The sequence below is a fragment of the Rhodococcus sp. NPDC057297 genome, from assembly GCF_042667435.1.
Classification (GTDB): domain Bacteria; phylum Actinomycetota; class Actinomycetes; order Mycobacteriales; family Mycobacteriaceae; genus Rhodococcoides.
This window is the reverse complement of the sequence record NZ_JBHUZE010000010.1, coordinates 122,528-145,761: the sequence shown is the minus strand read 5'-3', so window position 1 is coordinate 145,761 and position 23,234 is coordinate 122,528. Positions and strand designations below refer to the sequence as shown.

Below are 23,234 nucleotides of genomic sequence, written 5' to 3'. Positions count from 1 at the left end.
GCTCAGCCCGGCAGTACCGGAGTCGCCTTCACCCCGGCCAGGCCGGCGACTTCACGCCAGTACCGATCCCCCGCCGGATCGTTGTTGTTCAACTGAAACACCGCACGCGAATCCGCGACGTACTCGGCCGTTGTCGACGCGTCGACCGACAACACCGGCGCGGTCAGGTTCCGACTCGGCAACGCGTCGAGCCGCGAGCCGTCCGTGGTCACCTGAACCACCGGAACGTCTGTCGCGATACGCACCACGACCACCGCGTCGCCGGTGCTCCAGTCCAACGCGAGCGCGTCGCTACCGAGCCCGTTGGCAACTGCTTTCGGCGACACGAGCGAGTACGTTCCGTTGGGTTGGCGCACGACTGTCGCGACGTACACCAGCCCGTCGACGATCATGGCCGCCCGGACGCCGTCGCGAGAGAGACGAAGATCGGTGATTCTCGATCCGAGAGCCGTCACCGCACCTGCGTCGACGGGAAGCACCGACACCTGCCCGTTGGCCGGATCCCTCGCTGCGCGAATGACATTGGTGCCATCGATGACCGCCCACGCCGCGTTGTTGTCCACTCCCCACGTCGGACGGGTGATCGATTGTCCCTCGGCCACCGGGAACGCTCCGCTGTCGTAGCCGCCGATCATCAACGCCGACGACGGTTCGGGTGCGGGACGGCCGGTGTCGGCGACACCTGCCACGAGAGTGCCGTCCGTCGACAGCGCTGCGCTGCGCAGATTCTCGACGGTGCCGAAGTAGCCCGGCACCGGCGTCGTGCCACTGTCGTCGACGGACACCAAGCGACCGGACACCAATGCGTGCAACCCGACGTCGTTCTCCGGCGAGGCCAGCGGGTCGAGGGTACCGACGTCCGCCGTCGTCCATCCGTCGGGTTTGGAGTTGTCGAGGGGTTGCCCGTCCGCGAGCAGCACGTACGGGCCCGCGATGTCCGCCGACGCCAACGTCCACACCACCTGGGCCGCGAGCAGTTCGCGGTTCTTGGCGTCGACGGCCTGCAGGCCACCGAAGTCGATCCGAACGCCGCCGCCGGATCCGATGGCCTCCTGTGAGGTCCGCCCGTCGGCCTTGGTGATCGGCCCTCGAATCCCGACGCCGTTACCCAGCTCGTTGGACACGGCGGGAGCCAGGCTCGGCTTCGGTCCGTCGATCAGCAATTGGACCAATTGATCGGCCATCTGATCGGCCGCGCCGCTCACCCACCGCACGTCGGGTACGAGGGCCGCGCCGAGCGGGTCGACGAAGAACAGCGACTTGCGTTGATATGCACCGAAGAACTGCGAACGATCGATGACGACGCCGGGAGGTAGTTCGTCGATGCGCCACTCCCCGTCGACCTTGATCATCCTGATGTTCGAATCGACCGTGCCCGCGCCGGCTTGGTAGTCACCGCCGGGAGCGACGAGACCGACGGTGTTGGACCGAAGCGTGAACTGTGCCTCGGTGTCGGTGCGCATGCCGGTGAGAAGGTCGATCTTGTCGGCGACGACGGTCTTGGCGCTGTCGTCCCAACTGTTCGAGGCCGAGGCGGTCAGGAACTGCCGAGCTGCCTGATGCCGGTTCGCGGACGCCGCACTGGCGGTCACGAAATCACGCAGCAGCAGGTCCGGCTCGCGGCCCGATGCGGGCGGGGGCGGGGTTGTCGACGCCGCGCCCGCAGTGAGCGACCCGATCGCCTGCGGGCTGGAAGATTCGGGGAGGCTCGCGCATCCGCCCACTATCAGAACGAGACTCGTCAGGGCCGCGACCAGTGTGCCGACGCGCGAGAAGCGACTTTGTCGGTGTGCAGTCGTCATGTGGACCGCCCTCCACCGGTGTCCGCGCCGATCGAACCGGCGGAATCGACCGGCGCGCCGGGTCCCTTCGATTCGTCCGCTCGATCCGTCGCGGACGGAAGGGGTTGCCCCTGCGTGTATCGGCGAGTGCTCGGCTTCAGTGGAAGCGGGCTCCCGATCACCTTGTGCCCCCGCACCAGAGGCAAGGTCAGCCGGAAACATGCACCCTCGCCGACGGCTCCCCATGCTTCGAGTTTGCCGTCGTGCAGGCGTGCGTCTTCGACGCTGATAGCCAGGCCGAGGCCAGTGCCGCCAGATCTGCGGACCCTCGACGGATCCGAGCGCCAGAAGCGGTTGAACACCAGCTTCTCTTCGCCAGGGCGCAGGCCGATGCCTTGATCTCTCACGACGAATGCTGCGGCGTCGTTGTTGGCCCTGAGCCGGATCAGAACCGGACGGCCTTCTCCGTGATCGAGAGCATTGGCCAACAGGTTGCGGAGGATGCGCTCGACGCGACGGGGATCGACCTCCGCGACGACAGCGTGATCTGGCATGTCGACGATCACTTCGGTCGCGCTTTCGCGTGCCAGATGCCTGACCGTGGAGACCGCAGCCCTGGCGCACATGCGCAGGTCGAGTTGCTCGGACGCCAATTCGGCGACGCCCGCGTCGTGGCGACTGATCTCGAGGAGATCACCGAGGAGGGTCTCGAATCGATCGAGCTCGTTGACCAGCAGTTCCGACGATCGCTTCAGCGCGGGGTCGAGCTCGGCGGAGCCGTCGTGAATCAGATCGGCAGCCATGCGGACGGTCGTCAGCGGTGTCCGTAGCTCGTGGCTGACGTCGGAGGTGAACCTGCGCTGCAGGCTTCCGAACTCCTCCAACTGAGTGATCTGTTTCGACAGACTCTCGGCCATCTCGTTGAACGACATCGCCAACCGCGCCATGTCGTCCTCGCCGCGCACCGGCATCCGTTCCTTCAGTCTGCCGTCGGCGAAGCGAACGGCGATGCGCGATGCCGAGCGAATCGGTAGCACGACCTGCCTCGCCACCAACATGGAGATCGCGGCGAGCAGCACCAGGAGAACCGCGGCACCGATGAGCAGCGTCCCCCGCATGAGCGAGAGGGTGCGCTCCTCGCTTCCGAGCGGAAACACCAGGTACAGCTCCAGATCCGCGATGTCCGACGCGGTCGGCGTGCCGAAGATGATGGCCGGACCGGTGTAATCGCCCTGCTCGGCGTCACTGACCGTGGCGTACTGCCAGCTGATCAGGCCTTCCTGGACGAAATTTCGAAGACTCTCCGGAATCTGCGACGACGGGCCGATCGACGAGCCCGTCCGGATGCCGTCTCCGTCGACGATGAGCACGGGATCGAACGTACCGGCGGATCCGGTGCTCTGCCCGGAGTCGACGCCGCCGCTCGTCAGTTGAGCGCGAGCGCGCTCCAGACGCGAGGAGAGCCCCGTCGTTTCCTCGGCCCCCGCCAACGCTCCCTCCACGGTCATGCGGGATCGTTCGAGTTCCTCCGTGGCAGCCGTGATTTTCGCTTCCAGGAGCCGGTCGGTGATCTGGCTCGTCAGCACCGCACCGAGAATGATGATGACGACAAGGGACAACGTAAGTGTGGAGACGACCACACGCAGTTGCAGCGACCGGCGCCACGCATGGCCGATCGATGTGGTGAGCGCTCTGAACCAGCGCAGAAGCGGCGTGAACGTTCCGTTGATTCGACGCCGCGAACGGTTGGACCAGATCACGGCGGTCCGGCTTTGTAGCCGACTCCCCTCACCGTCAACACCACCTCAGGATTCTCCGGATCCTTCTCGACCTTGGCACGCAACCGCTGCACATGCACGTTCACCAGGCGGGTGTCGGCGGCGTGGCGGTACCCCCACACCTGCTCGAGCAGCACCTCGCGAGTGAACACCTGACGTGGCTTTCGTGCGAGGGCCACCAACAGGTCGAACTCGAGCGGCGTCAGGGACACCAACTCGTCCCCTCGACTGACCTTGTGCGCCGGGACATCGATGACGATGTCCGCGATGGAGAGCAACTCGGCCGGCTCGTCTTCGGTGCGACGCAGACGCGCTCGCACCCGAGCGACCAGTTCTTTCGGCTTGAACGGCTTCATGATGTAGTCGTCCGCACCGGACTCGAGTCCCAGCACGACGTCGACGGTGTCCGTCTTCGCGGTGAGCATCACGATGGGAACCCCGGAATCGGCCCGAAGAACACGGCACACGTCGATGCCGTTCATGCCGGGCAGCATCAGGTCGAGCAGCACGAGATCCGGACGGTTCTCTCGCACCGCGGACAACGCCTGTGTGCCGTCGCCGACCACGAACGGTTCGAAACCCTCGCCGCGAAGGACGATGGTCAGCATTTCGGCGAGTGCCGAATCGTCGTCGACTACAAGAATCCGAGGCTTCATGGACCTATGTTGTCACTTTCCCGGCGTCAGTTGGCTGATTGAACACGTCGGCGGCGAGTCGATCGGGATCGACGTCGGCGCCGACGACCTGCCACGGGGACATCCAGTTCGACGCCGCCAGTTCGCCGTACACCGCAGCGGTTCGCGATTGCAGCGATCCGTCGCGCTCGTAGGCATCCCGTGTACGCGAGGCGTCCGCGGTCTCGCGTGACTCCGCGCGCGAGGCGGCCAATTCCACCGACACGTCGAGGAAGATCTGAGTGTCCGGGATCGGTACCTGGAATCGATCGAATTCGAGGGCGCGGATCCATTCGACCGCCTCGCCGTCCGCGGACTGGTCGAGCCTCGCGGCGGTGTATGCCGCGTTGGACGCGACGTAACGATCCAACAGCACTATGTCGTTGTGAGAGAGCGCGTTTCGTAGCTCCCCCGCGGCCGATCTGCGGTCGAGCGCGAACAGCAACGCCATTGCGTGGACGCTCTGCGCGGTGTCGCCGTGTTCACCTCGTAACGCTTCCGCGGCGAGATCGGCGTGCACCGAGGCGTCGTACCTCGGAAAACCGATGCGAACCACGTCGAGATGTTCACGTTCCCACGCCGAGACGAGTCGACGGGCGAGCGTGTTCTTACCCGCGCCGTCGACTCCCTCGATGACGATCAGTCGGCCCACAGCAGGACCTAGTAGCGGTAGTGCTCGGGCTTGTACGGGCCCTCGACGTCGACGCCGATGTACTCGGCCTGCTCCTTGGTCAGCTTGGTGATGGTGCCACCGAGTGCTTCGACGTGAATGCGAGCGACCTTCTCGTCGAGGTGCTTCGGCAGGCGGTACACCTCGTTGTCGTATTCGCTCGGCTTCGTCCACAGCTCGATCTGTGCGATGACCTGGTTGGAGAAGCTGTTGCTCATCACGAACGACGGGTGGCCCGTCGCGTTGCCGAGGTTGAGCAACCGGCCCTCGGACAGCACGATGATCGAATGGCCGTCCTTGAACTGGAACTCGTCGACCTGCGGCTTGATGTTGATGCGCGTGACATCCGCGGCCTTCTCGAGCCCGGCCATGTCGATCTCGTTGTCGAAGTGACCGATGTTGCCGAGGATTGCCTGATGCTTCATCCGCTTCATATGGTCGAAGGTGATGATTCCCAGGTTGCCGGTGGAGGTGATGACGATGTCGGCCTTGTCGATGTACTCCTCGACGGTGCGGACGTCGAATCCGTCCATCAGAGCCTGCAGCGCGTTGATCGGGTCGGCCTCGGTGACCGTGACGCGAGCGCCCTGGCCCTTCAGTGCCTCGGCGCAGCCCTTGCCGACGTCGCCGTAACCGCAGACCAGGACGGCCTTGCCGCCGATGAGGACGTCGGTGCCGCGGTTGATGCCGTCGATCAACGAGTGGCGGGTGCCGTACTTGTTGTCGAACTTGCTCTTGGTGACCGAGTCGTTGACGTTGATCGCCGGGAACGTGAGCTCGCCTGCCGCTGCGAACTGGTACAGACGCAGGACGCCGGTGGTGGTCTCCTCGGTGACACCCTTGACCGACTCCGCGATGGCCGTCCACTTGGTCTTCGACTCTTCGAGCGAGCGACGCAGCAATCCGAGGAACACCTTGTACTCGTCGGAATCGTGATCGTCGTCGGTCGGCGGTACGACGCCTGCCTTCTCGAACTGGGCGCCACGCAGCACGAGCATCGTCGCGTCGCCACCGTCGTCGAGAATCATGTTCGCGGGTTCGCCCGGCCACGTGAGCATCTGCTCGGCAGCCCACCAGTACTCCTCGAGCGTCTCGCCCTTCCACGCGAACACCGGGACGCCCTTGGGCTCCTCCTCGGTTCCGTGGGGGCCGACGACGACAGCTGCTGCTGCGTGGTCCTGGGTGGAGAAGATGTTGCACGACGCCCACCGCACCTCGGCGCCGAGCGCAACGAGCGTCTCGATGAGAACGGCCGTCTGGACGGTCATGTGCAGCGACCCGGAGACGCGGGCGCCCTTGAGCGGGAGCACCTCCGCGTATTCACGTCGGAGTGCGATCAGACCCGGCATCTCGTGCTCGGCGAGCCGGATTTCCTTGCGGCCGAACTCTGCGAGCGAAAGATCTGCGACCTTGAAGTCGATTCCACCCCGGTGGTCCGCGGTGAGTGCCGATCCGGCGGCCGAACTGCCGCCGGCATGTGCTGAGGTCGTCATCGTGCCTCTCCTGTTGTGCGTTGCGTTTCCGCACCAGGCTATCGGGTCGACTCGCGGTGGGTTCGGCCCAGGTGTCGCCGCCGTCGTCCGGAATCAGGCGGCCGTACGAGATGTCCGGTTCTGCGACTCGGGCCCCGCGAGTGGTGCGTCTCGTCGAGCGTGCCGAGCGAGAACTTTGCCTCGACGTCGGGGCAGGATGTTGGCGCGGGTGATGTCACCGTCGTAGTGAGCGAGCACCCGGCGATCCATCACTCGACGCCACAGCGGAGGCACGGCGGCGACCAGCACCATGGATGCGTAGCCGGCCGGCAGCTGTGGGGCCTCGTCGCAGCTACGTAGCGTCTGGTACCGCTTGCCCGGATTGGCGTGATGATCGCTGTGCCGCTGGAGGTGGTACAGAAAAATGTTGGTGCACAAGCGATCGCTGTTCCAGCTGTGCCGCGGCGAGCACCGCTCGTAGCGGCCCCGTTCGTTCTTCTCCCGCAGCAGACCGTAGTGCTCCACGTAGTTGACAGTCTCCAGCAGCAGGAAACCGACGACTGCCTGCAGCAGAAGGTACGGCAGGATCGACAGCCCGAACACGAGCACGAGCGTGCCGAACAGTGCGACGCTCATCGCCCACGTGTGCAGCAGAGCGTTTCGCGGACTCCATCGGCGGATCCCACGCCGATGCAGACGCTGGTTCTCAAGCCGCCACGCGGACCGCAGTCCCCCGATAACGCTTCGAGGCAGAAACACGTACAAGTTCTCGCCGAGCCGAGCACTTGCCGGGTCCTCGGGGGTGGCGACGCGGACGTGATGACCGCGATTGTGCTCGACGAAGAAGTGACCGTAGAGGGTCTGCATCAGCGCGACCTTCGCGAGCCACCGCTCGTGCTCCTCGATCCGGTGACCGAGCTCGTGAGCCGCGTTGATTCCGGTACCCGCTACCAGTCCCACCGTCACAGCGAGACCGATCTTGTCGACGACGGCGAGTGAACCGAACGCCCACATCCAGCACGCGACCAGCAGCGTCACGAACTGAACGGGCAGGAAGAGGTATGTGCACCACCGGTAGAACCGGTCCTCCTGCATATGCTCCACGTCACTGTCGGACGGGTTGTCCCCGTCCTCGCCCGCCAGCATGTCGATGACAGGGATGACGACGAAGAACACCATCACACCGCTCCACCAGAAGATGGACATTCCGGTCCAGAGGACCAGCTGCGACGGCAGCAGCGCCGACGCCGGCGCCAGCAGGCCGAGAAGCCACAACGCGCGCTTCCCGGTCCGCCGCTGGCGAGTGACGTCTGTATTTTCTACTGGCTCGACATGTTCTACTGGCTCGACGGTTCCTACTGGCTCGACGGTCGCGTCCCCCGACACGCCACCCCCGGATGACTCGTCCACGACTGTGGCCGAGTGACCGGCGCGTTCCATTTCGATCCCCCTTGAAAGAAAACTTCGGGTCTGTTCGGCTAGCGTATAACAGGCAGAAGTTCCGATACAGGGGTTGGTCGAACAACTTCTTACTTGGACGAACGAGCCTGCTCACGCGCGCGCAGAGTCTTCTCCACGTTGCGCTTGCTGTAGACGAAGTAGATCACCACGCCGATGACCATCCAGCCGATGAATCGAAGCCATGTCTCGACCGAGAGGTTGACCATCAACCACAGGCAGGCAACCACGGCCAGGATGGGGACTACCGGCATGAGGGGGACCTTGAACCCACGCGGCAAGTCCGGTCTGGTGCGTCGCAACACCACGACGCCGATGGACACCAGTACGAATGCGAAGAGGGTGCCGATGTTGACCATCTCTTCGAGGACGCCGATCGGGAAGAACGCGGCGAGAACCGCGACCACCACACCGACGAGGATTGTGATGCGAACCGGAGTGCCGCGCTTGCCGGTATGCGCCAGCGAGGTCGGCACCAGCCCGTCGCGCGACATCGCGAACAGCACGCGGGTCTGACCGAGCATCAGCACCATCACCACGGTTGTCAGACCGGCAAGAGCACCGAACGAGATGATGTTCTTGGCCCACGTCAGACCGTTCAGGTCGAAGGCTGTCGCCAGAGTCGAACTGTCACCTGCCAGTTCGGTGTACTTGACCATCCCGGTCAGGACGAGCGTCACGGCGACATACAGCACGGTGACGATGGCCAGTGATCCGAGGATGCCACGCGGCAATGCCTTCTGCGGTTCCTTCGTTTCCTCGGCAGTCGTCGCGACGACGTCGAACCCGATGAACGCGAAGAACACAAGGCTCGCGGCGGCCAGAAGCCCGTACCAGCCGAAGGTGCTGCCACCGGCTCCGGTGACGAACGAGAACAGGGACTGATGGATTCCCTCGCCGGTCGATCCTTGCTCGGCGGGCGGAATGTAGGGCGAGTAGTTCTCGGCCTTGATGTAGAAGGCTCCGACGACCACGACCAGCAGTACCACTGCGACCTTGATCGCGGTGATCACCAACGACACCCGTGAGGAGAGTTTGGTTCCGCTCGCCAGCAGGACGGTGATGACGACAACGATCAGGAACGCGCCCCAGTCCACGTCCAACGGGCCGATGGTCACGATCGGCGACGAGGAACCGAGCACCTCCCCCAGATACAACGACCAGCCTTTGGCCACGACGGACGAGGCGAGCGCGAACTCGAGTATCAGGTCCCATCCGATGATCCAGGCGATGAACTCACCGAACGTGGCGTAGGAGAACGTGTACGCGCTGCCGGCCACCGGCACCGTCGATGCGAACTCGGCGTAGCACAGCGCCGCGAGACCACAGGCGACCGCAGCGAGCACGAAGGCCAGCGACACGGACGGTCCGGCGACGTTGCCAGCGGTACGCGCAGTCAACGTGAAGATTCCGGCACCGATGACGACGGCGACGCCGAAGACGGTCAGGTCCCACGAGTTCAGATCCTTGCGGAGCTTGGTATCCGGTTCGTCCGTGTCGCGGATGGAATCCTCGACCGACTTCGTTCGGAATATTCCAGTCCTGCGAGCCGGTCCGCTCGAACGCTCTTGTTCCATCTTCTCTGCTTCCACCTGTCGATACCGTCTGGTGTGTGTCACTCGAACACCTTCGGTAACACCCTAAGGCGTCGGCACGCCGGCTCGATGCAACTCGAGCGAACGCGTGCCTCAGACGCGGAAGTTGCCCACCGTTCCGCGGAACACTTCGGCGTCGCCCCACCGGGCGGTCACGGTCGGGGCTGCCTCCGACGCCGAGACCCATACTGCCGAGCCGCGTTCGACGATCTGCTCGCTCTCACCGTCCTGCACGGCCACCCGGCCCTCGGTGCACAGCACGATCTGCGGGCCGACACTGGCGAGAGTGGCCGACGCGCCGTCCGTGAGCGCCGTCCGGGACAGCGCGAACTCCGGTGCAGGCGTGTCGTAGACGATCGTCGAGGAATCGCCGGATACCTCGGGATCGAGGATGTTCACTTCGGCGGGCTCGAAATCGAGCACTCTCAGCAACTCCGGTACGTCGACGTGCTTCGGCGTCAGTCCTCCGCGAAGAACATTGTCGGAGTTGGCCATTATCTCCACGCCGGTACCGGACAGGTACGCGTGCAGGTTGCCGGCATCCAGGTAGAGCCCTTGCCCGGGTGACAACGTCACCCGGTTGAGGAGAAGCGCGGCCAGAACGCCTGCATCGCCTGGGTAGGACTCCCCCAGTTCCAACAATGTCCGTGCCTCGTCGACGAATTTGCCGTCATCGGCGTGCGCACCCGTCGACAAGTAGCGGATGCATCCCTCGGCCACCAACGGGAGGAGAGCATCGAGTGCAGGACCCGGCAACGTGATCCATGACGTGAACACCGTGCGCAGTCCGGCTTGGTCAGGTTGGTCGGCGAGCAGCGACCGGTACCCGGAGAGCGCATCCACACCGAGCGCATCGATGAATTCGACGGTGCGCCTCGGGGACCGAAAGCCTGCCAGCGCATGGAATTCGGTGAGCGCGACGATCAGTTCCGGCTTGTGCGACGCGTCTCGATAATTGCGGACCGGCGAGTCGATCGGAACTCGACGTGCCTCCTCGCGCGCAAAGCCCTCCTTCGCTTGAACGGAACTCGGGTGCGCTTGGAGGGACAGGGGTTCGTCGGCGGCGAGCAGCTTGAGCAGGAACGGCAACCGGCCCCCGTACTCGTGCGAGGTGGTGGCTCCGAGCTCACGATCGGGATCATCGTCGATTACCTCGAGCAGCGATCGAGTGGAATCCCCCGGCCCGATCCGAGCAGGGTCGGCGGGATGGGCGCCCAGCCAGATCTCTGCCTCTGGATGTTCCGACGGCACTTGCCGTCCTTGCAACTGCGCAAGCGAGGTTCTCGATCCCCACGCGTACGACCGAACCGCACCGTGCAGTGGTTGCACTAGTCACCGCCCATCAGATGTAAGTACGCGGCAGCCATCTCCAGCCGCGTGGCCAACAGTGTCATCGATTCGAATTCCCCGACCATCTCGGACAGGAGTGGATCACGCGCACTGCTCCGGTCGGAGACGGGGCCGACGGCAGGAACCGGCTCTGACGCGGCATCGTCGCCGCCCGCGACGAGAATCTCCACGTCGTCGAGAGCCGCAGTACGACGGTCGGCATCCAGTGCGCCGGTCGGCGCGGCGGCGACGAACACCCGGACGCCGGGTTGCGGTCTCGGACCGTCGAGTTGGTCGTCGTGGAAGAACGGGTCGTAGTCGGCCGGCATCTCGGACGAGGCACCGGCAGCCTGCACTCCGGCTGCCACCACGTCCGGTAGATCGCCGGACGCCGCCACTACTCCCGCGACGCGGAACAGCACTTCGCCGCCGTGCCGTGCCGTCTCCACCGCGAGTGCGCTCACTCCGGTGAACACCGCTCGGCGCCCTGAGATGCGTGACGCGATGGACTTGGCCGGATTGTGAAAGACCTCGTGCCGAGGGTGATTTCGCGACGCTTCCTCGTCCAGCGCGTCGGCGAGGCGAGCGAGATCGGGGAGCAACGCTCGGTAGGCGCCGGACGACAACGCACCCAGAACGCACACCGCGGCAGCGACGTAGCGCATCAGTGCGTTCGGTTCACGCACCGACACCCGCGGCGCCAGGAACATCGCGCGTCCGGCCGCCGCCGAACGGAGCGGCCCCTCGTCCGGAGTGACGAGTACGGTTTCGGCGCCGCGTCGCACGGCAGCAGCAGTGGCCTCCGACAACCGGGGATCCCCTGCGTCGTCTCCGCAGATCACCACGACATCGAGGGGGCCGACCCACGGCGGTGTGCCGTCCGATACGACCAACGGGACGCCGATCCGGGCTCCCACGGCAGCGACGACCATCGCGGTGGCGCGCCGGGCGCGACCGCCACCGGCAACGAATACCACGCTGCGGGGCTGGAGGTCCGACAATCGGTCACCGACGACGTCCTCGTAGGAGGACATCGTCGCACGGGCCTGTGCCCCGGCCAGCGCCGCGCTGCGCAACCAGCCTTCGACATCGGCCTTGGCGAGAGCGTCCGAATCGTCCAGATCCAGTGCAGGCGTCAGAGTAGTCATCGCAGTGCCACCGTCCTTCCCGATTCGACTCGCCGTTTCTGCCACCGATGGTGCCCGCATACCCACCGCCGCGTCCATTAATACAGTTCGGACGGAGTAGTGCGCCGCCGATCAGCCTCGGACGATGCCGAGAATCTCGGTCGTCAAGGCGTCCACTTCGTCCGAGGTACGGGCCTCGACGTTGAGCCGGAGAAGCGGTTCGGTGTTGGACGCACGCAGGTTGAACCAGGCGCCTCCGTTCAGATCCACTGTCACTCCGTCGAGCCGATCGACTCCGGCAGTGCGGTCGGCGAACGCGTCGAGCACTGCCGACGTCCGCGCTGCGGCATCGTCGACGGTGGAGTTGATCTCGCCCGACGCCGAGTACGTCTCGTACCCACGCATGAGCTCGCTGAGCGGACGGTCCTGCGAACCGAGCGCCGCGAGAACGTGCAATGCCGCCAACATGCCTGAGTCGGCGCCCCAGAAGTTCTTGAAGTAGTAGTGCGCGGAGTGTTCTCCGCCGAAGATCGCTCCGGTCTCCGCCATCTGCTGCTTGATGAACGAGTGGCCGACGCGAGTACGCACCGGGGTACCGCCGAGCGCGGTCACCAGCTCCGGCACCGCCCTCGATGTGATCAGGTTGTGGATGATCGTCGCTCCGGGTTCGCCGCGCAGTTCACGCTCGGCGACGAGGCCGGTCACTGCGGAGGGAGACACCGGGTCGCCGTTCTCGTCGACGACGAAGCATCGGTCGGCGTCACCGTCGAACGCGAGCCCGATGTCCGCACCGGTCTCTCGCACGAACTTCTGCAGGTCCACCAGGTTCGCTGGATCGAGAGGGTTGGCCTCGTGGTTGGGGAACGTGCCGTCCAGCTCGAAGTACAGCGGTTCGACGGTGACGGGCAACCCGTCGAACACGGCCGGAACCGTGTGGCCGCCCATCCCGTTACCGGCGTCGACGGCGATCTTGACTCCGGACACCCGTGACAGGTCGACAAGGCCCCTGACGAATGTCGCGTAATCGACGAGGACATCCTGTTCGGTGACCGAACCCGGCTTTCCGTCGTACGCCGGGACGCCGTCGACGAGCTCGGACTTGATGGTCGCAAGACCCGTGTCCTGACCGACCGGCTTGGCACCGGCACGGCAGAGTTTGATGCCGTTGTACTTCGCCGGATTGTGACTCGCGGTGAACATTGCGCCGGGGCAGTCGAACGATCCCGAAGCGAAGTACAGCTGATCCGTCGACGCGAGACCGATCAACACCACGTCGAGGCCCTGCGAGGTGACGCCGTCGGCGAACGCACGCGACAACTCGGGTGACGATGCCCGCATGTCGTGGCCGATCACGATGCGCGTGACGCCGGGTTCGCGCACCAGACGAGCGAAGGAAGCACCGACGTCGCGAACGAACTCGGCATCGATCTGCTCGCCGACCACCCCCCGCACGTCGTAGGCCTTGATGACTGCATTGACGGCTTCGGCAGTGCGTGCCACGAACGACTCCTCGGGGTTTCGAATGGTTCAACTGCGAGCGCGAATCGAGGGCGCACTCACCTACGAATGTGTCACAGATGGAGGTGGACGTCGCGATGACTCACACCAGATGTGACAGAAATGATGCCTGGGTCGATCATCCGAACGACAAAGCAGCGGACCGCAATTGCAGTTTCGGGCTACCGATCAAGCCGTCGGATCGGGAAGCACCCTCAAATGGCCGCGTCGCCCGGTTCTGACGGGCGAAGCCGCGCGGCGGTCCTGCGTGGACTCCGTAGCGGACCGGACACCGGCACTGGGTCGGGGAGCGTCGTCGCGAACGCGGTCTCCGCGGCCGGCTTCGCGGACGGCCTCCGCCAGCGCCGTCAGATCGTCCTCGTCCGGAGTCGAGGTGGTGAACCCACCTTCGTACCGAACCATCTCCCATCCCTTGGGTGCTGTGGTGGTCGAGGCATGCACCTCGCACAGATCCCAGGAATGCGGCTCGTCGACGGTGGCCAGTGGCCCGACGACAGCGGTGGAATCGGAGTAGACATACGTGAGCGTCGCAACGGCCGATCGGTTGCACCCAGGGCGGCAGCATCCACGCATAGATCTCACACGGAAGAGAGTAGTCCCCCACTCCGACGCCGAGCCGCTCGACACACCGCGCAACGGCACCGATAGCCTCTCGGCATGGCTCGAACCGGCTCCGGACGCAGAACGACCTCCCGATCCGCATCACGACGAGGCCGCGGTGTTCGCGGTCCGATCCTCCCCGCGTCGCTTCCCGGTCATCGATCGCGGGCCGACAAATTCGACCGCGCAGTCCTCGAAGCATTCGCGCGCATCGACCACCGGTGGCACGACAAGCTCGAACGTCTCGACATCGCAGTGGACGAGGTCCCGAAGATTCGTGCGAAAGACCCGGAATCGGTGAACTGGCCACCCGAGGTAGTGGCAGAAGGCCCGGTGCCGCTCTCTCGGCTGGTACCGGCGGGAATCGACAAGCGCGGAGAAACCACACGCGCTCGGATCGTGCTGTTCCGCCGTCCGCTGGAGCGACGTGCGAAACATCCCGAGGACCTGGAAGATCTACTGTTCGACGTTCTGGTGGAGCAGGTCGCCACTTACCTGGGGGTCGACCCGGATGTAGTGGACCCGCTGCCCGACGAGGACTGACGGACAACCGGCAACGACCCGGAAGAACCGGACGTCGGTGCACACAGCCGCTTCGGAATCGCGGCAGGGTCAGACGATGCCGCGCTTGAGGCGCCGGCGCTCACGCTCGGACAGTCCGCCCCAGATTCCGAAACGCTCGTCGTTGGCGAGCGCGTACTCGAGGCACTCGTCCTTCACCTCGCAGCCGAGGCAGATACGCTTCGCCTCACGCGTGGATCCGCCCTTCTCCGGGAAGAAGGCCTCGGGATCGGTCTGAGCGCACAGTGCGCGCTCCTGCCACTGATCCTCGATCTCCTCGAACATCTGATCGAATCCCGCGATCAAGCTGAGCACAGGCTTCACCGACTCCCGAACGACATCGAGATCGGGATCGGTCTCGTCGGAATCGGTTTCGTCGGAATCGGTTTCGTCGGAAAGCGCGGCGACGTGTTCGGTGTCGTCAGGCTCGACGTCGTCGGCCGGCGTCGCATCGACGTACGCGGCGCCCGCGTCCACCGGAACGACCTCGACTCCTCGGGCACCGTTCTGAATTGCGTTGTCGCAGTCGCTTCGTGCTGCGCCTGCTCGAGAATCGGTCTGCGGCGCGCCGTCGACTGCGCTGAGGTGAGCAAGAGCCTCGCCCTGTTGTTCACGTGTCACGTGCTGGTCATACATCGCTTCCGCCTCCTCACCATTTCTTCTAGCGCAGATACATCCGGTCGGTCCGAACACCTTGCCCCACGCCGGTATTCGTAATCACTCTGAACTCTCGACCTTTACTACACGTATCCACGAAATGGCGCCACATGGGAACGCGTGTTCGAATCAAGGTCGGCACCAAGCACACTCGCTCGGCAACCCTGGAATGACATACATGTGATTAGACACGCCGCACAGTGGTGCGGTCAAGCTGATGGGCACATTTCCAATACCATCTACGGCCCGAAATCGGCCGACACCCCGAATCAACGGTCGTTCCGCGCGTGTCGTCCCCGTGAACAGGCAGCTAAACATGCCTCGAGCACGGCCGGACACGAGGCGCCCACACACAGGCGTCCGGCAAGGCATAGGCTCCTCAGCTGTGAAAGTGACTGTCTTGGTGGGCGGGGTCGGTGGAGCGCGATTTCTCCAGGGCCTCAAGGAACTGCTCGGCGGTGGCGGTGACATCACCGCGATCGTCAACGTCGGGGACGACGTGTGGATGCACGGGCTTCGGATCTGTCCGGATCTGGACACCTGTATGTACACACTCGGCGGGGGCATCGACACCGACCGAGGATGGGGCCGCATCGCCGAAACGTGGCACGCGCGCGACGAGCTCGCCGCGTACGGAGCGGATCCGGACTGGTTCGGTCTCGGCGACCGCGACATCGCCACACACTTGATCCGTAGCCGGATGCTGCGGACCGGGTACCCGCTCTCCGCTGTCACCGAAGCGCTGTGCAACCGGTGGCAGCCCGGAGTTCGCCTCCTTCCTGTTTCCGACGATCGGAGCGAGACGCACGTCGTCGTCACCGACCCCGACGACGAGTCGGGTGAGAGTCAGCGCGCGATTCACTTCCAGGAGTGGTGGGTTCGCTACCGAGCTCGAATCCCGACGCACAGCTTCGCCCACATCGGCGCGGAACAGGCCAGTCCAGCCCCCGGTGTGCTCGACGCCATTGCCGACGCCGACGCCGTCATCCTGGCTCCGTCGAATCCAGTCGTGAGTGTCGGGGCGATCCTTGCCGTCCCCGGGATCCGCAGCGCCTTGCGCACCACGAAGGCCAAGGTCGTCGGCCTGTCCCCTGTCGTCGACGGCAGGCCCCTGCGAGGGATGGCCGACGAATGCCTGTCGGTCATCGGCGTCGAGACCACTGCCGAGGCGGTCGGAAAGTACTACGGCGCTCGCACCGACACGGGCATCCTCGACTCGTGGATGATCCATTCCACCGACACGGCAGAGATTCCCGGCGTCGACGTCCTCAGTGTGCCGCTGTTGATGACCGATCCGGCCACCACGGCGGAGATGGCAGCCGTTGCTCTACGTTCGGCAGGGCTGGCGCTGTGACCGAACAGGCAGGCTCCCCTGTGCCCGGCGATCACGCGCCGGGCGGCGGTATCGAGATCCTACCGGTCACAGGGCTTCCCGAGTTCCGCCCGGGCGACGACCTCGCTGCGGCCATCGCGACGGCCGCGCCGTGGATTCGCGACGACGACGTCCTCGTGGTGACGAGCAAGGCGTTCTCGAAGGTGGAAGGTCGACTGGTCGCCGCTCCGCTGGACCCGGAGGAACGCGATGCCGCGCGGCGTGTGCTCGTCGATCAGGAGGCTGTTCGCGTCGTCGCGCGTAAGGGCCGCACACTCATCACCGAGAACCGTCTCGGCATCGTCCAGGCCGCGTCGGGTATCGACGGGTCCAACGTGGACCGGGCAGAACTCGCGCTGCTCCCCGAGGATCCCGATGCGAGCGCGGCCGGTCTTCGGGCTGCGCTGGCGGAGTCGCTCGGTGTCACGGTCGGTGTCGTGGTTACCGACACGATGGGGCGTGCGTGGCGGGTCGGGCAGACGGACGCGGCCATCGGAAGTGCAGGCCTCGCCGTGGTGCACGCGTACGCCGGTGCCGAGGACAGTCAGGGGAACGAACTCGTGGTCACCGAGGTCGCCGTCGCGGACGAGATCGCTGCGGCCGGTGATCTCGTCAAGGGCAAGCTCGGTTCGGTTCCGGTGGCGGTCGTCCGCGGGCTGACCCCGGTCGACAACGGTTCGCGCGCACGCGATCTCGTGCGTCCCGGCGAAGACGATCTGTTCTGGCTCGGGACGGAAGAATCGATCGCACGCGGCAGGCGCGAGGCCGTCCCGTCGCGTCGTTCGGTTCGGTCGTTCGCTCCGGACTCGGTCGACCCCGACATCGTTCGCGACGCCGTGGCCGACGCTCTGACCGCACCGGCACCGCACCACACCCACCCCGTCAGATTCGTGTGGGTCAGAACTCCCGCGCTGCGCACCCGACTGCTCAGCGAGATGCAGAAGGCATGGCGGATGGATCTCGAGTCGGACGGCCTCGCCCCGAGTGCGATCGATGCCCGAGTCGCTCGCGGCAACATTCTGGTCGACGCACCGGAGATAGTGATTCCGTTCTGCGTTCCAGACGGGGCGCACACCTATCCCGACGCCCGCCGGACAGCAGCCGAGGAGACGATGTTCACCGTCGCGGTCGGCGCCGCCGTGCAAGGACTGCTGGTCTCGTTGGCAGTACGGGGTCTCGGTAGCTGCTGGGTAGGGTCGACGATCTTCGTCTCCGACCTCGTTCGGTCCGAGCTCGGCCTACGGGCCGATTGGAAAGCCATGGGAGCCATTGCAATCGGGCACCCGGCCGAACCGTCGGAACCTCGTGTGCGCACTGCACCGGGCTCCGAGCTGCTGGAGATGTGAGGTGAGCGCTCGCTCACTGCACGACTCCGCTCGACGTGTGCTCGAGGACTGGCCTGTCGGCGACGCCCGCGACGATGCGCTGCGGCACACCATGCTCGCGTTTCTCGCGGCGTGCCCCGACGGCTGCCTTCGCTCCAACGAAGCCGGCCACATCACGGCGTCGTCGCTCGTACTCGATTCCTCGGGACAGCAGGTACTGCTGACGCTTCATCCACGCGTCGGACGATGGATCCAACTCGGTGGTCACTGCGAACCGTCCGACAGCACCGTCGTCGATGCCGCACTCAGGGAAGCGCGCGAGGAGTCCGGCATCGACGATCTGACGATCGATCCTGTGCTTCTGTCCGCGGACACGCATCCGATCACCTGTTCACTCGGCAAGCCGACGCGCCATCTGGACCTCAGATTCCTCGTGCGCGCTCCCGAGGGTGCAACAGCAGTGCGCAGCGAGGAATCGACGGACCTGAGGTGGTGGCCGATCGGCGAGTTGCCGGAGTCCGCCGAGGTGGACACCATCACTCACCTGGTCGACCTCGCGGCTGCCCGCTGATCGGGGACGCACCCGGTCAGACGTACCCGGTCAGACGTCGGTGGAGAAACGCACTCCGCCGTCGGGGAGTTTGACGCCCGGCCACACGCGGGCGCCTCGCAGAAGTTCGCACCGTGCGCCGATGTCCGCCCCGTCTCCGATCACGCCGTCGCGGACCAACGCGCGAGGTCCGATGCGAGCGCCGAAGCCGATGATCGAGCGCTCCACCACGGCGCCTGCCTCGATGACGGCTCCGTCGAACACGACCGCTCCGTCGAGACGGGCACCTGCACCCACCTCGGCGCCGCGGCCGACGACTGTGCCGCCGATCAGCAGTGCGCCCGGAGCCACACCGGCGCTCGGGTGCACGAGGAACTCACCGCGGGGGCCACTCAGGGCAGGTGACGGGGCGATACCGCGCACCAGGTCCGACGAGCCCTTCACGAAATCCTCGGGTGTTCCCATGTCTCGCCAGTACGCGCTGTCGACGTGGCCGTAGACGCGCTTGTTCTCGGCGAGCAGCGCGGGGAACACCTCGCGCTCGACGGACACGGGCCTGTCGGCGGGGATGGTTTCGATGATCTCGCGTTTGAAGACGTAGCAACCTGCGTTGATCTGATCGGTCGGTGGGTCCTGAGCCTTCTCGAGGAATGCCGTGACCCGTCCGTCCTCGTCGGTGGGAACGCAACCGAATGCGCGGGGATCGCCGACGCGAACCAGGTGCAGCGTCACGTCCGCCTCGGTACGGGCGTGGGTGTCGAGCACCGCGGTCAGGTCGGTTCCACCGAGCACGTCACCGTTGAACACCACGACGTTGTCGGCACGCAGTTTCGGCAGCACGTTACGGATTCCGCCACCGGTGCCCAGCGGCTCGGTCTCGGTGACGTACTCGAGCTCGATGCCCAGATCGGAGCCGTCGCCGAAATGCTCTTCGAAGACTTCGGCTTTGAAGGACGTGCCGAGCACCACGTGGGTGATCCCGGCGGCCTTGATGCGCGCGAGCAAGTGATGGAGGAAGGGCAATCCCGCAGTCGGAAGCATCGGCTTCGGGGCCGACAGCGTCAGCGGCCTGAGCCGAGTCCCTTTGCCTCCCACCAGGATTACGGCATCGGTGGTCTTGCCCGTGTCAGCTGGCATTGTCGGCCTCTCTGTCGTGGTCCGGTCGAGTGTCGTCTGTCTGTCGCTGTCGAAGTGCCGAAGCCACAACAACCTTCGAGCGCGTCGCCAAACCTGCGCGTAACGCCCATCGTATGGGAGCTTGCCATAGATGAGGGTGGCGATCCGCTTGAAAGCGATACGCGCTCGCGTGGTGGGCCGGAAGCATGAGTTCCGGATGCCTACCTGCCGCATGCCCTTTGGAATGGGTTACTTCCACACTCGGCACGTACACATTGAGCCATCCGCCGGTTCCGAGGCGGTCACCCAGATCCACGTCCTCCATGTACATGAAATACCGCGAATCGAACCCGTTCACCGAGTCGAACGCGGCACGGCGCAGCAACAGGCACGACCCCGACAGCCATCCGACTGCCCGTTCGGTGGCTGCTTCGTTGTCCTGCCGGTATCGCAGTGTCCACGGGTTGTTCGGCCACACCTTCCCGAGGAGCGCATGGCCCGCGCCGGACGTGAGATCCGGAACCGACCGCGCCGACGGGTAACGGCTACCGTCCGGCTCACGAATCAGAGGTCCGAGCGCGCCTGCGCGCGGCCATCGCTCGGCTGCGTCGAGAAGTCCGTCGAGCGATCCCGGGTGCCACCGGACGTCGGGGTTGACCACGACGACGAACTCGACTCTGTCGTCGATCTCGGCGACAGCCCGGTTGACCGCGCCTCCGTAGCCGAGGTTGGCGCCGGTCCGGAACAGTCGCACGTTCGGGTACTTCGCCTCGGCGGCCTCCGGTGCCCCGTCGGTCGAGCCGTTGTCCGCCATGATGACCTGTGGGTCCTCGGACGTGGCCGTCGCCAACGACGTCAGGAACTGGTCAAGGTGTTCACCGGGCGAATAGGTCACCGTCACGACGGCCAGCTTGGAACTCACGCGGGCAACCCTATCGGTCCACGTGCACCGGGGCGTCCAAGGCATCGGCGAGTGCGTCACGCCAGTCCCGAAGCGGCGTCAGGCCGGACTCGCTCCACGCGTCGGGCGAGAGTACCGAGTACGAGGGCCGAGGTGCGGGCCGGACGAACTCCGCACTCGAGCACGGCTCCACCCGCTCCGGATCGGCACCGACTCCGGCGAACACCGCGCGGGCGAGCTGGAACCAGCTGGCGGTGCCTGCGTTCGTCAGGTTGAGGATCGGGGGCATCGGCGAGTTCGCGGCGGCGAGTTCGAGCAGTCCACCCGCCAGATCCCACGAGTAGGTGGGCGATCCCACCTGGTCGTCGACGACACGCACGGTGTCTCGTTCGCGTTCGAACCTGCGCATCGTGGACACGAAGTCCGAGCCGACGCCCGTGTACACCCACGCGGTCCTGACGACGGTCGCCGTCGGAAGCGCGTCGAGAACGGCGTGCTCGCCCGCGAGTTTCGTGCGGCCGTACGCACTGCGCGGTGCAGTGGGGTCACCCGGCTGGTAGGGGACATCGGACGTGCCGTCGAATACGTAGTCGGTCGACACGTGCACCAGCCGCGCCCCGACCTCGGCACACGCCTGCGCCAGGTTCGCGGGCCCGACGGCGTTCACCGAGAATGCGCGGTCCTCGTCCGTCTCGGCCGCGTCGACGGCCGTGTACGCGGCGCAATTGATCACGACGGACCCTGGTGTCACCGCAGCCCCGACCGAGTCTCGGTCGGTGATGTCGAGTTCGGCACTGGTGATGCCCGTCACCTGTACCCCTGCCCGCTCGGCTCGTTTCAGAATCTGTCGTCCGAGTTGCCCACCGGCGCCGGTCACAAGAATGTTCGTCACAGTCGGAAAGTGTGGCACGCCGTCCGTGCTTGAGCGAGGCAGTGAGATTTCACAAGTAGCCTGGATCCGAACCAGGATCGTCGAACAACGTCGTACAACGGAAGGAACCGCTCAGGTGCCAGGTCAGTCGGACGAGCCAGGGGACTTCCCACGCCCCGGCCGCGACGAGTATCGCCGTCGCTCCGACGAGTCCCGTGCCCGCCGGGAGCCCCGGAGTGGTTCTCGGGCCGAGTCCCGCAGGTCACGAGCCGACCGGAGCAGGAGCGAGATTCCTCGTCGTCGCCGTGAGGACGAACCGCGCCGGACCGGCCGGACCGCGACGGAGCGTACGGACCGCCGTCGACCCGGCCCGGCACATCGGGACCCGTCGGCCCCTGCCGCGCGATCCGCGAAGACGATGCGAGCACCACAGATCTTCGTCGCGGCACTGGCCGTGATGGTGTTGGTGGTCACCGGTTTCGCGTGGCGAAGCATCGACGGCCTTCGTTCCAACATCGCGACGGCAGGCGCGCTCGGCCTCGGCGGCGGAGCCGACGGCGCCGTGGACATCCTGATGGTGGGCACCGACAGCCGCACCGATGCGCACGGAAACGCACTGTCGCAGGCGGAACTCGATTCACTGCGCGCGGGCGAGGAGGTGGCGTCGAACACCGACACCATCGTGTTGATCCGCGTTCCCAACGACGGGTCGTCGGCGACGGCGATCTCGATTCCCCGCGACTCCTATGTTCAGGTGCCCGGCATCGGGATGTCGAAGATCAACGCCGCGTACGGCGCCACCAAGGAGAACAAGCGCCTCGAACTCGTCGAGAGCGGCGTGTCCGACGCCGACGCCGAGTCCCAGTCCACCGAGGCGGGCCGCGAGGCGCTCATCACGTCGGTGGCCGATCTGACAGGCATCACCGTCGACCACTACGCCGAGGTCGGTTTGCTCGGGTTCGTTCTCCTCACCGACGCGGTCGGCGGGGTCGGTGTGTGCCTCAACGCTCCGGTCGACGAGCCCCTGTCCGGTGCGAATTTCCCTGCCGGCGAGCAGACCTTGTCCGGCGCCGACGCACTCAGCTTCGTGCGGCAGCGCCACGATCTGCCGCGCGGTGATCTGGATCGCATCGTGCGGCAGCAAGTGTTCATGGCGTCGCTCGTGCGCAGTGTGCTGAGTGCACAGACACTGAGCAATCCCGGCAAACTGAACCAGTTGAGCGCGGCGGTACAACGGTCGGTGGTGCTCGACTCCGATTGGGACATACTGCAATTCGCCACTCGCCTGCAGGATCTTGCAGGCGGCCAAGTGAAGTTCGAGACGATTCCCGCGGTCGACATCAACGGGGTGACCGATTACGGCGAGTCCATCGTCGAGGTGGATCCCGCCGCAGTCAAGAAGTACGTCGAGGGCCTTCTGGACGGCTCGTCGGAGGACGACAGCGATGCCCCGACAACCGATGCGCCGCAGGTCGATCCGTCCTCGGTGACGGTCGACGTCGCGAACGACAGCGGCATCGACGGACTGGCCGGCGGGGTTGCCTCCACGTTGAGCGAGCTCGGGTACATCGGCGGCACCGTCGGCAACTACGAGGGAACGACGGTGTCCACCACCACGGTTCAGGCCGCCGATCCCGAGAGCGACGAAGCGAGAGCCGTCGCTGCCGCGCTCGGCGGCGTCAGCGTGGCCGGCGACGATTCGTTGACGAGTGGCACCGTGCGCGTGGTCCTCGCGTCCGACTACTCCGGACCGGGGACGGCAGGCGCCCCTGCCGCAACGAGCGCATCCGCTGCCTCCGAAACTGCGGGCAGCTCGGCAGGCGAGTCGCCCGCTCCCCCCATCGACGCCGGTTCCACCGGCCCCGCGTGCGTCAACTGA

20 protein-coding genes are annotated in these 23,234 nt (G+C 65.7%); 5 read left to right on the top strand and 15 right to left on the bottom strand.

From position 1 onward, the window contains the following. Nucleotides 1-2: 2 nt before the first annotated feature. From lpqB to ACFULT_RS23840, 11 genes are all read right to left on the bottom strand, one after another. Complete coding sequence (gene lpqB / locus ACFULT_RS23890) at nucleotides 3-1,802, bottom strand: MtrAB system accessory lipoprotein LpqB (protein WP_378482729.1); 1,800 nt, start codon at nucleotides 1,800-1,802, stop codon at nucleotides 3-5. After that, entirely contained in the window at nucleotides 1,799-3,541 is a 1,743-nt protein-coding gene (mtrB, locus tag ACFULT_RS23885) for an MtrAB system histidine kinase MtrB (protein WP_037111134.1), read from the bottom strand. Before mtrB ends, lpqB begins: the two co-directional genes overlap by 4 nt. After that, nucleotides 3,538-4,215 (bottom strand): MtrAB system response regulator MtrA, encoded by a 678-nt coding sequence (mtrA, locus tag ACFULT_RS23880; RefSeq protein ID WP_008717777.1) that lies wholly within the window; start codon nucleotides 4,213-4,215, stop codon nucleotides 3,538-3,540. Before mtrA ends, mtrB begins: the two co-directional genes overlap by 4 nt. A gap of 4 nt (nucleotides 4,216-4,219) precedes the next feature. Beyond that, on the bottom strand, nucleotides 4,220-4,885 hold the full coding sequence (locus ACFULT_RS23875; protein WP_037111136.1) for a dTMP kinase: 666 nt from the start codon (nucleotides 4,883-4,885) through the stop codon (nucleotides 4,220-4,222). 8 nt (nucleotides 4,886-4,893) lie between these two features. After that, entirely contained in the window at nucleotides 4,894-6,396 is a 1,503-nt protein-coding gene (gene ahcY / locus ACFULT_RS23870) for an adenosylhomocysteinase (protein WP_378482728.1), read from the bottom strand. 93 nt (nucleotides 6,397-6,489) lie between these two features. Next, the gene (locus tag ACFULT_RS23865) at nucleotides 6,490-7,815 is read right to left on the bottom strand and encodes an alkane 1-monooxygenase (protein WP_378482727.1); all 1,326 of its coding nucleotides are present in this window, start codon (nucleotides 7,813-7,815) and stop codon (nucleotides 6,490-6,492) included. Between the two features lie 89 nt (nucleotides 7,816-7,904). Next, entirely contained in the window at nucleotides 7,905-9,410 is a 1,506-nt protein-coding gene (locus tag ACFULT_RS23860; protein ID WP_170945127.1) for an amino acid permease, read from the bottom strand. A gap of 111 nt (nucleotides 9,411-9,521) precedes the next feature. Next, nucleotides 9,522-10,757 (bottom strand): mannose-6-phosphate isomerase, class I, encoded by a 1,236-nt coding sequence (gene manA / locus ACFULT_RS23855; protein WP_094653288.1) that lies wholly within the window; start codon nucleotides 10,755-10,757, stop codon nucleotides 9,522-9,524. Then, nucleotides 10,757-11,905 carry a tobH protein gene (locus ACFULT_RS23850; protein ID WP_378482726.1) on the bottom strand — a complete coding sequence of 383 codons (1,149 nt, stop codon included), beginning with the start codon at nucleotides 11,903-11,905 and terminating at the stop codon, nucleotides 10,757-10,759. Before ACFULT_RS23850 ends, manA begins: the two co-directional genes overlap by 1 nt. Nucleotides 11,906-12,016: 111 nt before the next feature. Continuing rightward, a complete protein-coding gene (locus ACFULT_RS23845) occupies nucleotides 12,017-13,384 on the bottom strand; it encodes a phosphomannomutase/phosphoglucomutase (RefSeq protein ID WP_037111142.1) in 1,368 nt (455 codons plus the stop codon). A gap of 186 nt (nucleotides 13,385-13,570) precedes the next feature. Further along, entirely contained in the window at nucleotides 13,571-13,984 is a 414-nt protein-coding gene (locus ACFULT_RS23840; RefSeq protein ID WP_206539368.1) for a DUF3499 domain-containing protein, read from the bottom strand. A gap of 75 nt (nucleotides 13,985-14,059) precedes the next feature. Here ACFULT_RS23840 and ACFULT_RS23835 point away from each other — a divergent pair, with 75 nt between their 5' ends. After that, nucleotides 14,060-14,545, top strand: a complete 486-nt coding sequence (locus tag ACFULT_RS23835; RefSeq protein ID WP_378482725.1) for a metallopeptidase family protein — start codon at nucleotides 14,060-14,062, stop codon at nucleotides 14,543-14,545. 69 nt (nucleotides 14,546-14,614) lie between these two features. Here ACFULT_RS23835 and ACFULT_RS23830 read toward each other — a convergent pair whose 3' ends face one another. After that, entirely contained in the window at nucleotides 14,615-14,848 is a 234-nt protein-coding gene (locus ACFULT_RS23830) for a WhiB family transcriptional regulator (RefSeq protein WP_027498876.1), read from the bottom strand. A gap of 757 nt (nucleotides 14,849-15,605) precedes the next feature. On the opposite strand from ACFULT_RS23830, the gene cofD reads away from it, so the two are divergent. The 3 genes from cofD to ACFULT_RS23815 are packed head-to-tail and all read left to right on the top strand — an operon-like array spanning nucleotide 15,606 to nucleotide 18,488. Beyond that, nucleotides 15,606-16,574 (top strand): 2-phospho-L-lactate transferase, encoded by a 969-nt coding sequence (gene cofD / locus ACFULT_RS23825; RefSeq protein WP_378482724.1) that lies wholly within the window; start codon nucleotides 15,606-15,608, stop codon nucleotides 16,572-16,574. After that, nucleotides 16,571-17,938 (top strand): coenzyme F420-0:L-glutamate ligase, encoded by a 1,368-nt coding sequence (locus tag ACFULT_RS23820; protein WP_037111148.1) that lies wholly within the window; start codon nucleotides 16,571-16,573, stop codon nucleotides 17,936-17,938. The genes cofD and ACFULT_RS23820 overlap by 4 nt, the downstream gene beginning before the upstream one ends. Before the next feature lies 1 nt (nucleotide 17,939). Continuing rightward, nucleotides 17,940-18,488, top strand: a complete 549-nt coding sequence (locus ACFULT_RS23815; RefSeq protein ID WP_037111150.1) for an NUDIX hydrolase — start codon at nucleotides 17,940-17,942, stop codon at nucleotides 18,486-18,488. Nucleotides 18,489-18,518: 30 nt separating this feature from the next. Here ACFULT_RS23815 and ACFULT_RS23810 read toward each other — a convergent pair whose 3' ends face one another. From ACFULT_RS23810 to rfbD, 3 genes are read right to left on the bottom strand one after another with little or no spacing between them, the layout of a single operon-like run. Then, on the bottom strand, nucleotides 18,519-19,604 hold the full coding sequence (locus ACFULT_RS23810; protein ID WP_037111152.1) for a sugar phosphate nucleotidyltransferase: 1,086 nt from the start codon (nucleotides 19,602-19,604) through the stop codon (nucleotides 18,519-18,521). After that, the gene (locus tag ACFULT_RS23805) at nucleotides 19,594-20,505 is read right to left on the bottom strand and encodes a glycosyltransferase family 2 protein (protein ID WP_378482723.1); all 912 of its coding nucleotides are present in this window, start codon (nucleotides 20,503-20,505) and stop codon (nucleotides 19,594-19,596) included. The genes ACFULT_RS23810 and ACFULT_RS23805 overlap by 11 nt, the downstream gene beginning before the upstream one ends. Nucleotides 20,506-20,515: 10 nt before the next feature. Further along, nucleotides 20,516-21,376: a dTDP-4-dehydrorhamnose reductase gene (gene rfbD / locus ACFULT_RS23800; protein ID WP_378482722.1), complete on the bottom strand. Its 861-nt coding sequence runs from the start codon at nucleotides 21,374-21,376 to the stop codon at nucleotides 20,516-20,518. 397 nt (nucleotides 21,377-21,773) lie between these two features. Between rfbD and ACFULT_RS23795 the strand changes: the two genes are divergently transcribed. Further along, entirely contained in the window at nucleotides 21,774-23,234 is a 1,461-nt protein-coding gene (locus ACFULT_RS23795; protein ID WP_037111156.1) for an LCP family protein, read from the top strand.

What these genes read in the sequence shown, in the direction of transcription:
- lpqB (WP_378482729.1), bottom strand. Translation starts at nt 1,802, where the DNA reads ATGACGACTGCACACCGACAAAGTCGCTTCTCGCGCGTCGGCACACTG.
- mtrA (WP_008717777.1), bottom strand. Translation starts at nt 4,215, where the DNA reads ATGAAGCCTCGGATTCTTGTAGTCGACGACGATTCGGCACTCGCCGAA.
- ahcY (WP_378482728.1), bottom strand. Translation starts at nt 6,396, where the DNA reads ATGACGACCTCAGCACATGCCGGCGGCAGTTCGGCCGCCGGATCGGCA.
- ACFULT_RS23865 (WP_378482727.1), bottom strand. Translation starts at nt 7,815, where the DNA reads ATGGAACGCGCCGGTCACTCGGCCACAGTCGTGGACGAGTCATCCGGG.
- ACFULT_RS23860 (WP_170945127.1), bottom strand. Translation starts at nt 9,410, where the DNA reads ATGGAACAAGAGCGTTCGAGCGGACCGGCTCGCAGGACTGGAATATTC.
- ACFULT_RS23850 (WP_378482726.1), bottom strand. Translation starts at nt 11,905, where the DNA reads ATGACTACTCTGACGCCTGCACTGGATCTGGACGATTCGGACGCTCTC.
- ACFULT_RS23835 (WP_378482725.1), top strand. Translation starts at nt 14,060, where the DNA reads ATGGCTCGAACCGGCTCCGGACGCAGAACGACCTCCCGATCCGCATCA.
- ACFULT_RS23830 (WP_027498876.1), bottom strand. Translation starts at nt 14,848, where the DNA reads ATGTTCGAGGAGATCGAGGATCAGTGGCAGGAGCGCGCACTGTGCGCT.
- ACFULT_RS23810 (WP_037111152.1), bottom strand. Translation starts at nt 19,604, where the DNA reads ATGCCAGCTGACACGGGCAAGACCACCGATGCCGTAATCCTGGTGGGA.
- ACFULT_RS23795 (WP_037111156.1), top strand. Translation starts at nt 21,774, where the DNA reads ATGCGAGCACCACAGATCTTCGTCGCGGCACTGGCCGTGATGGTGTTG.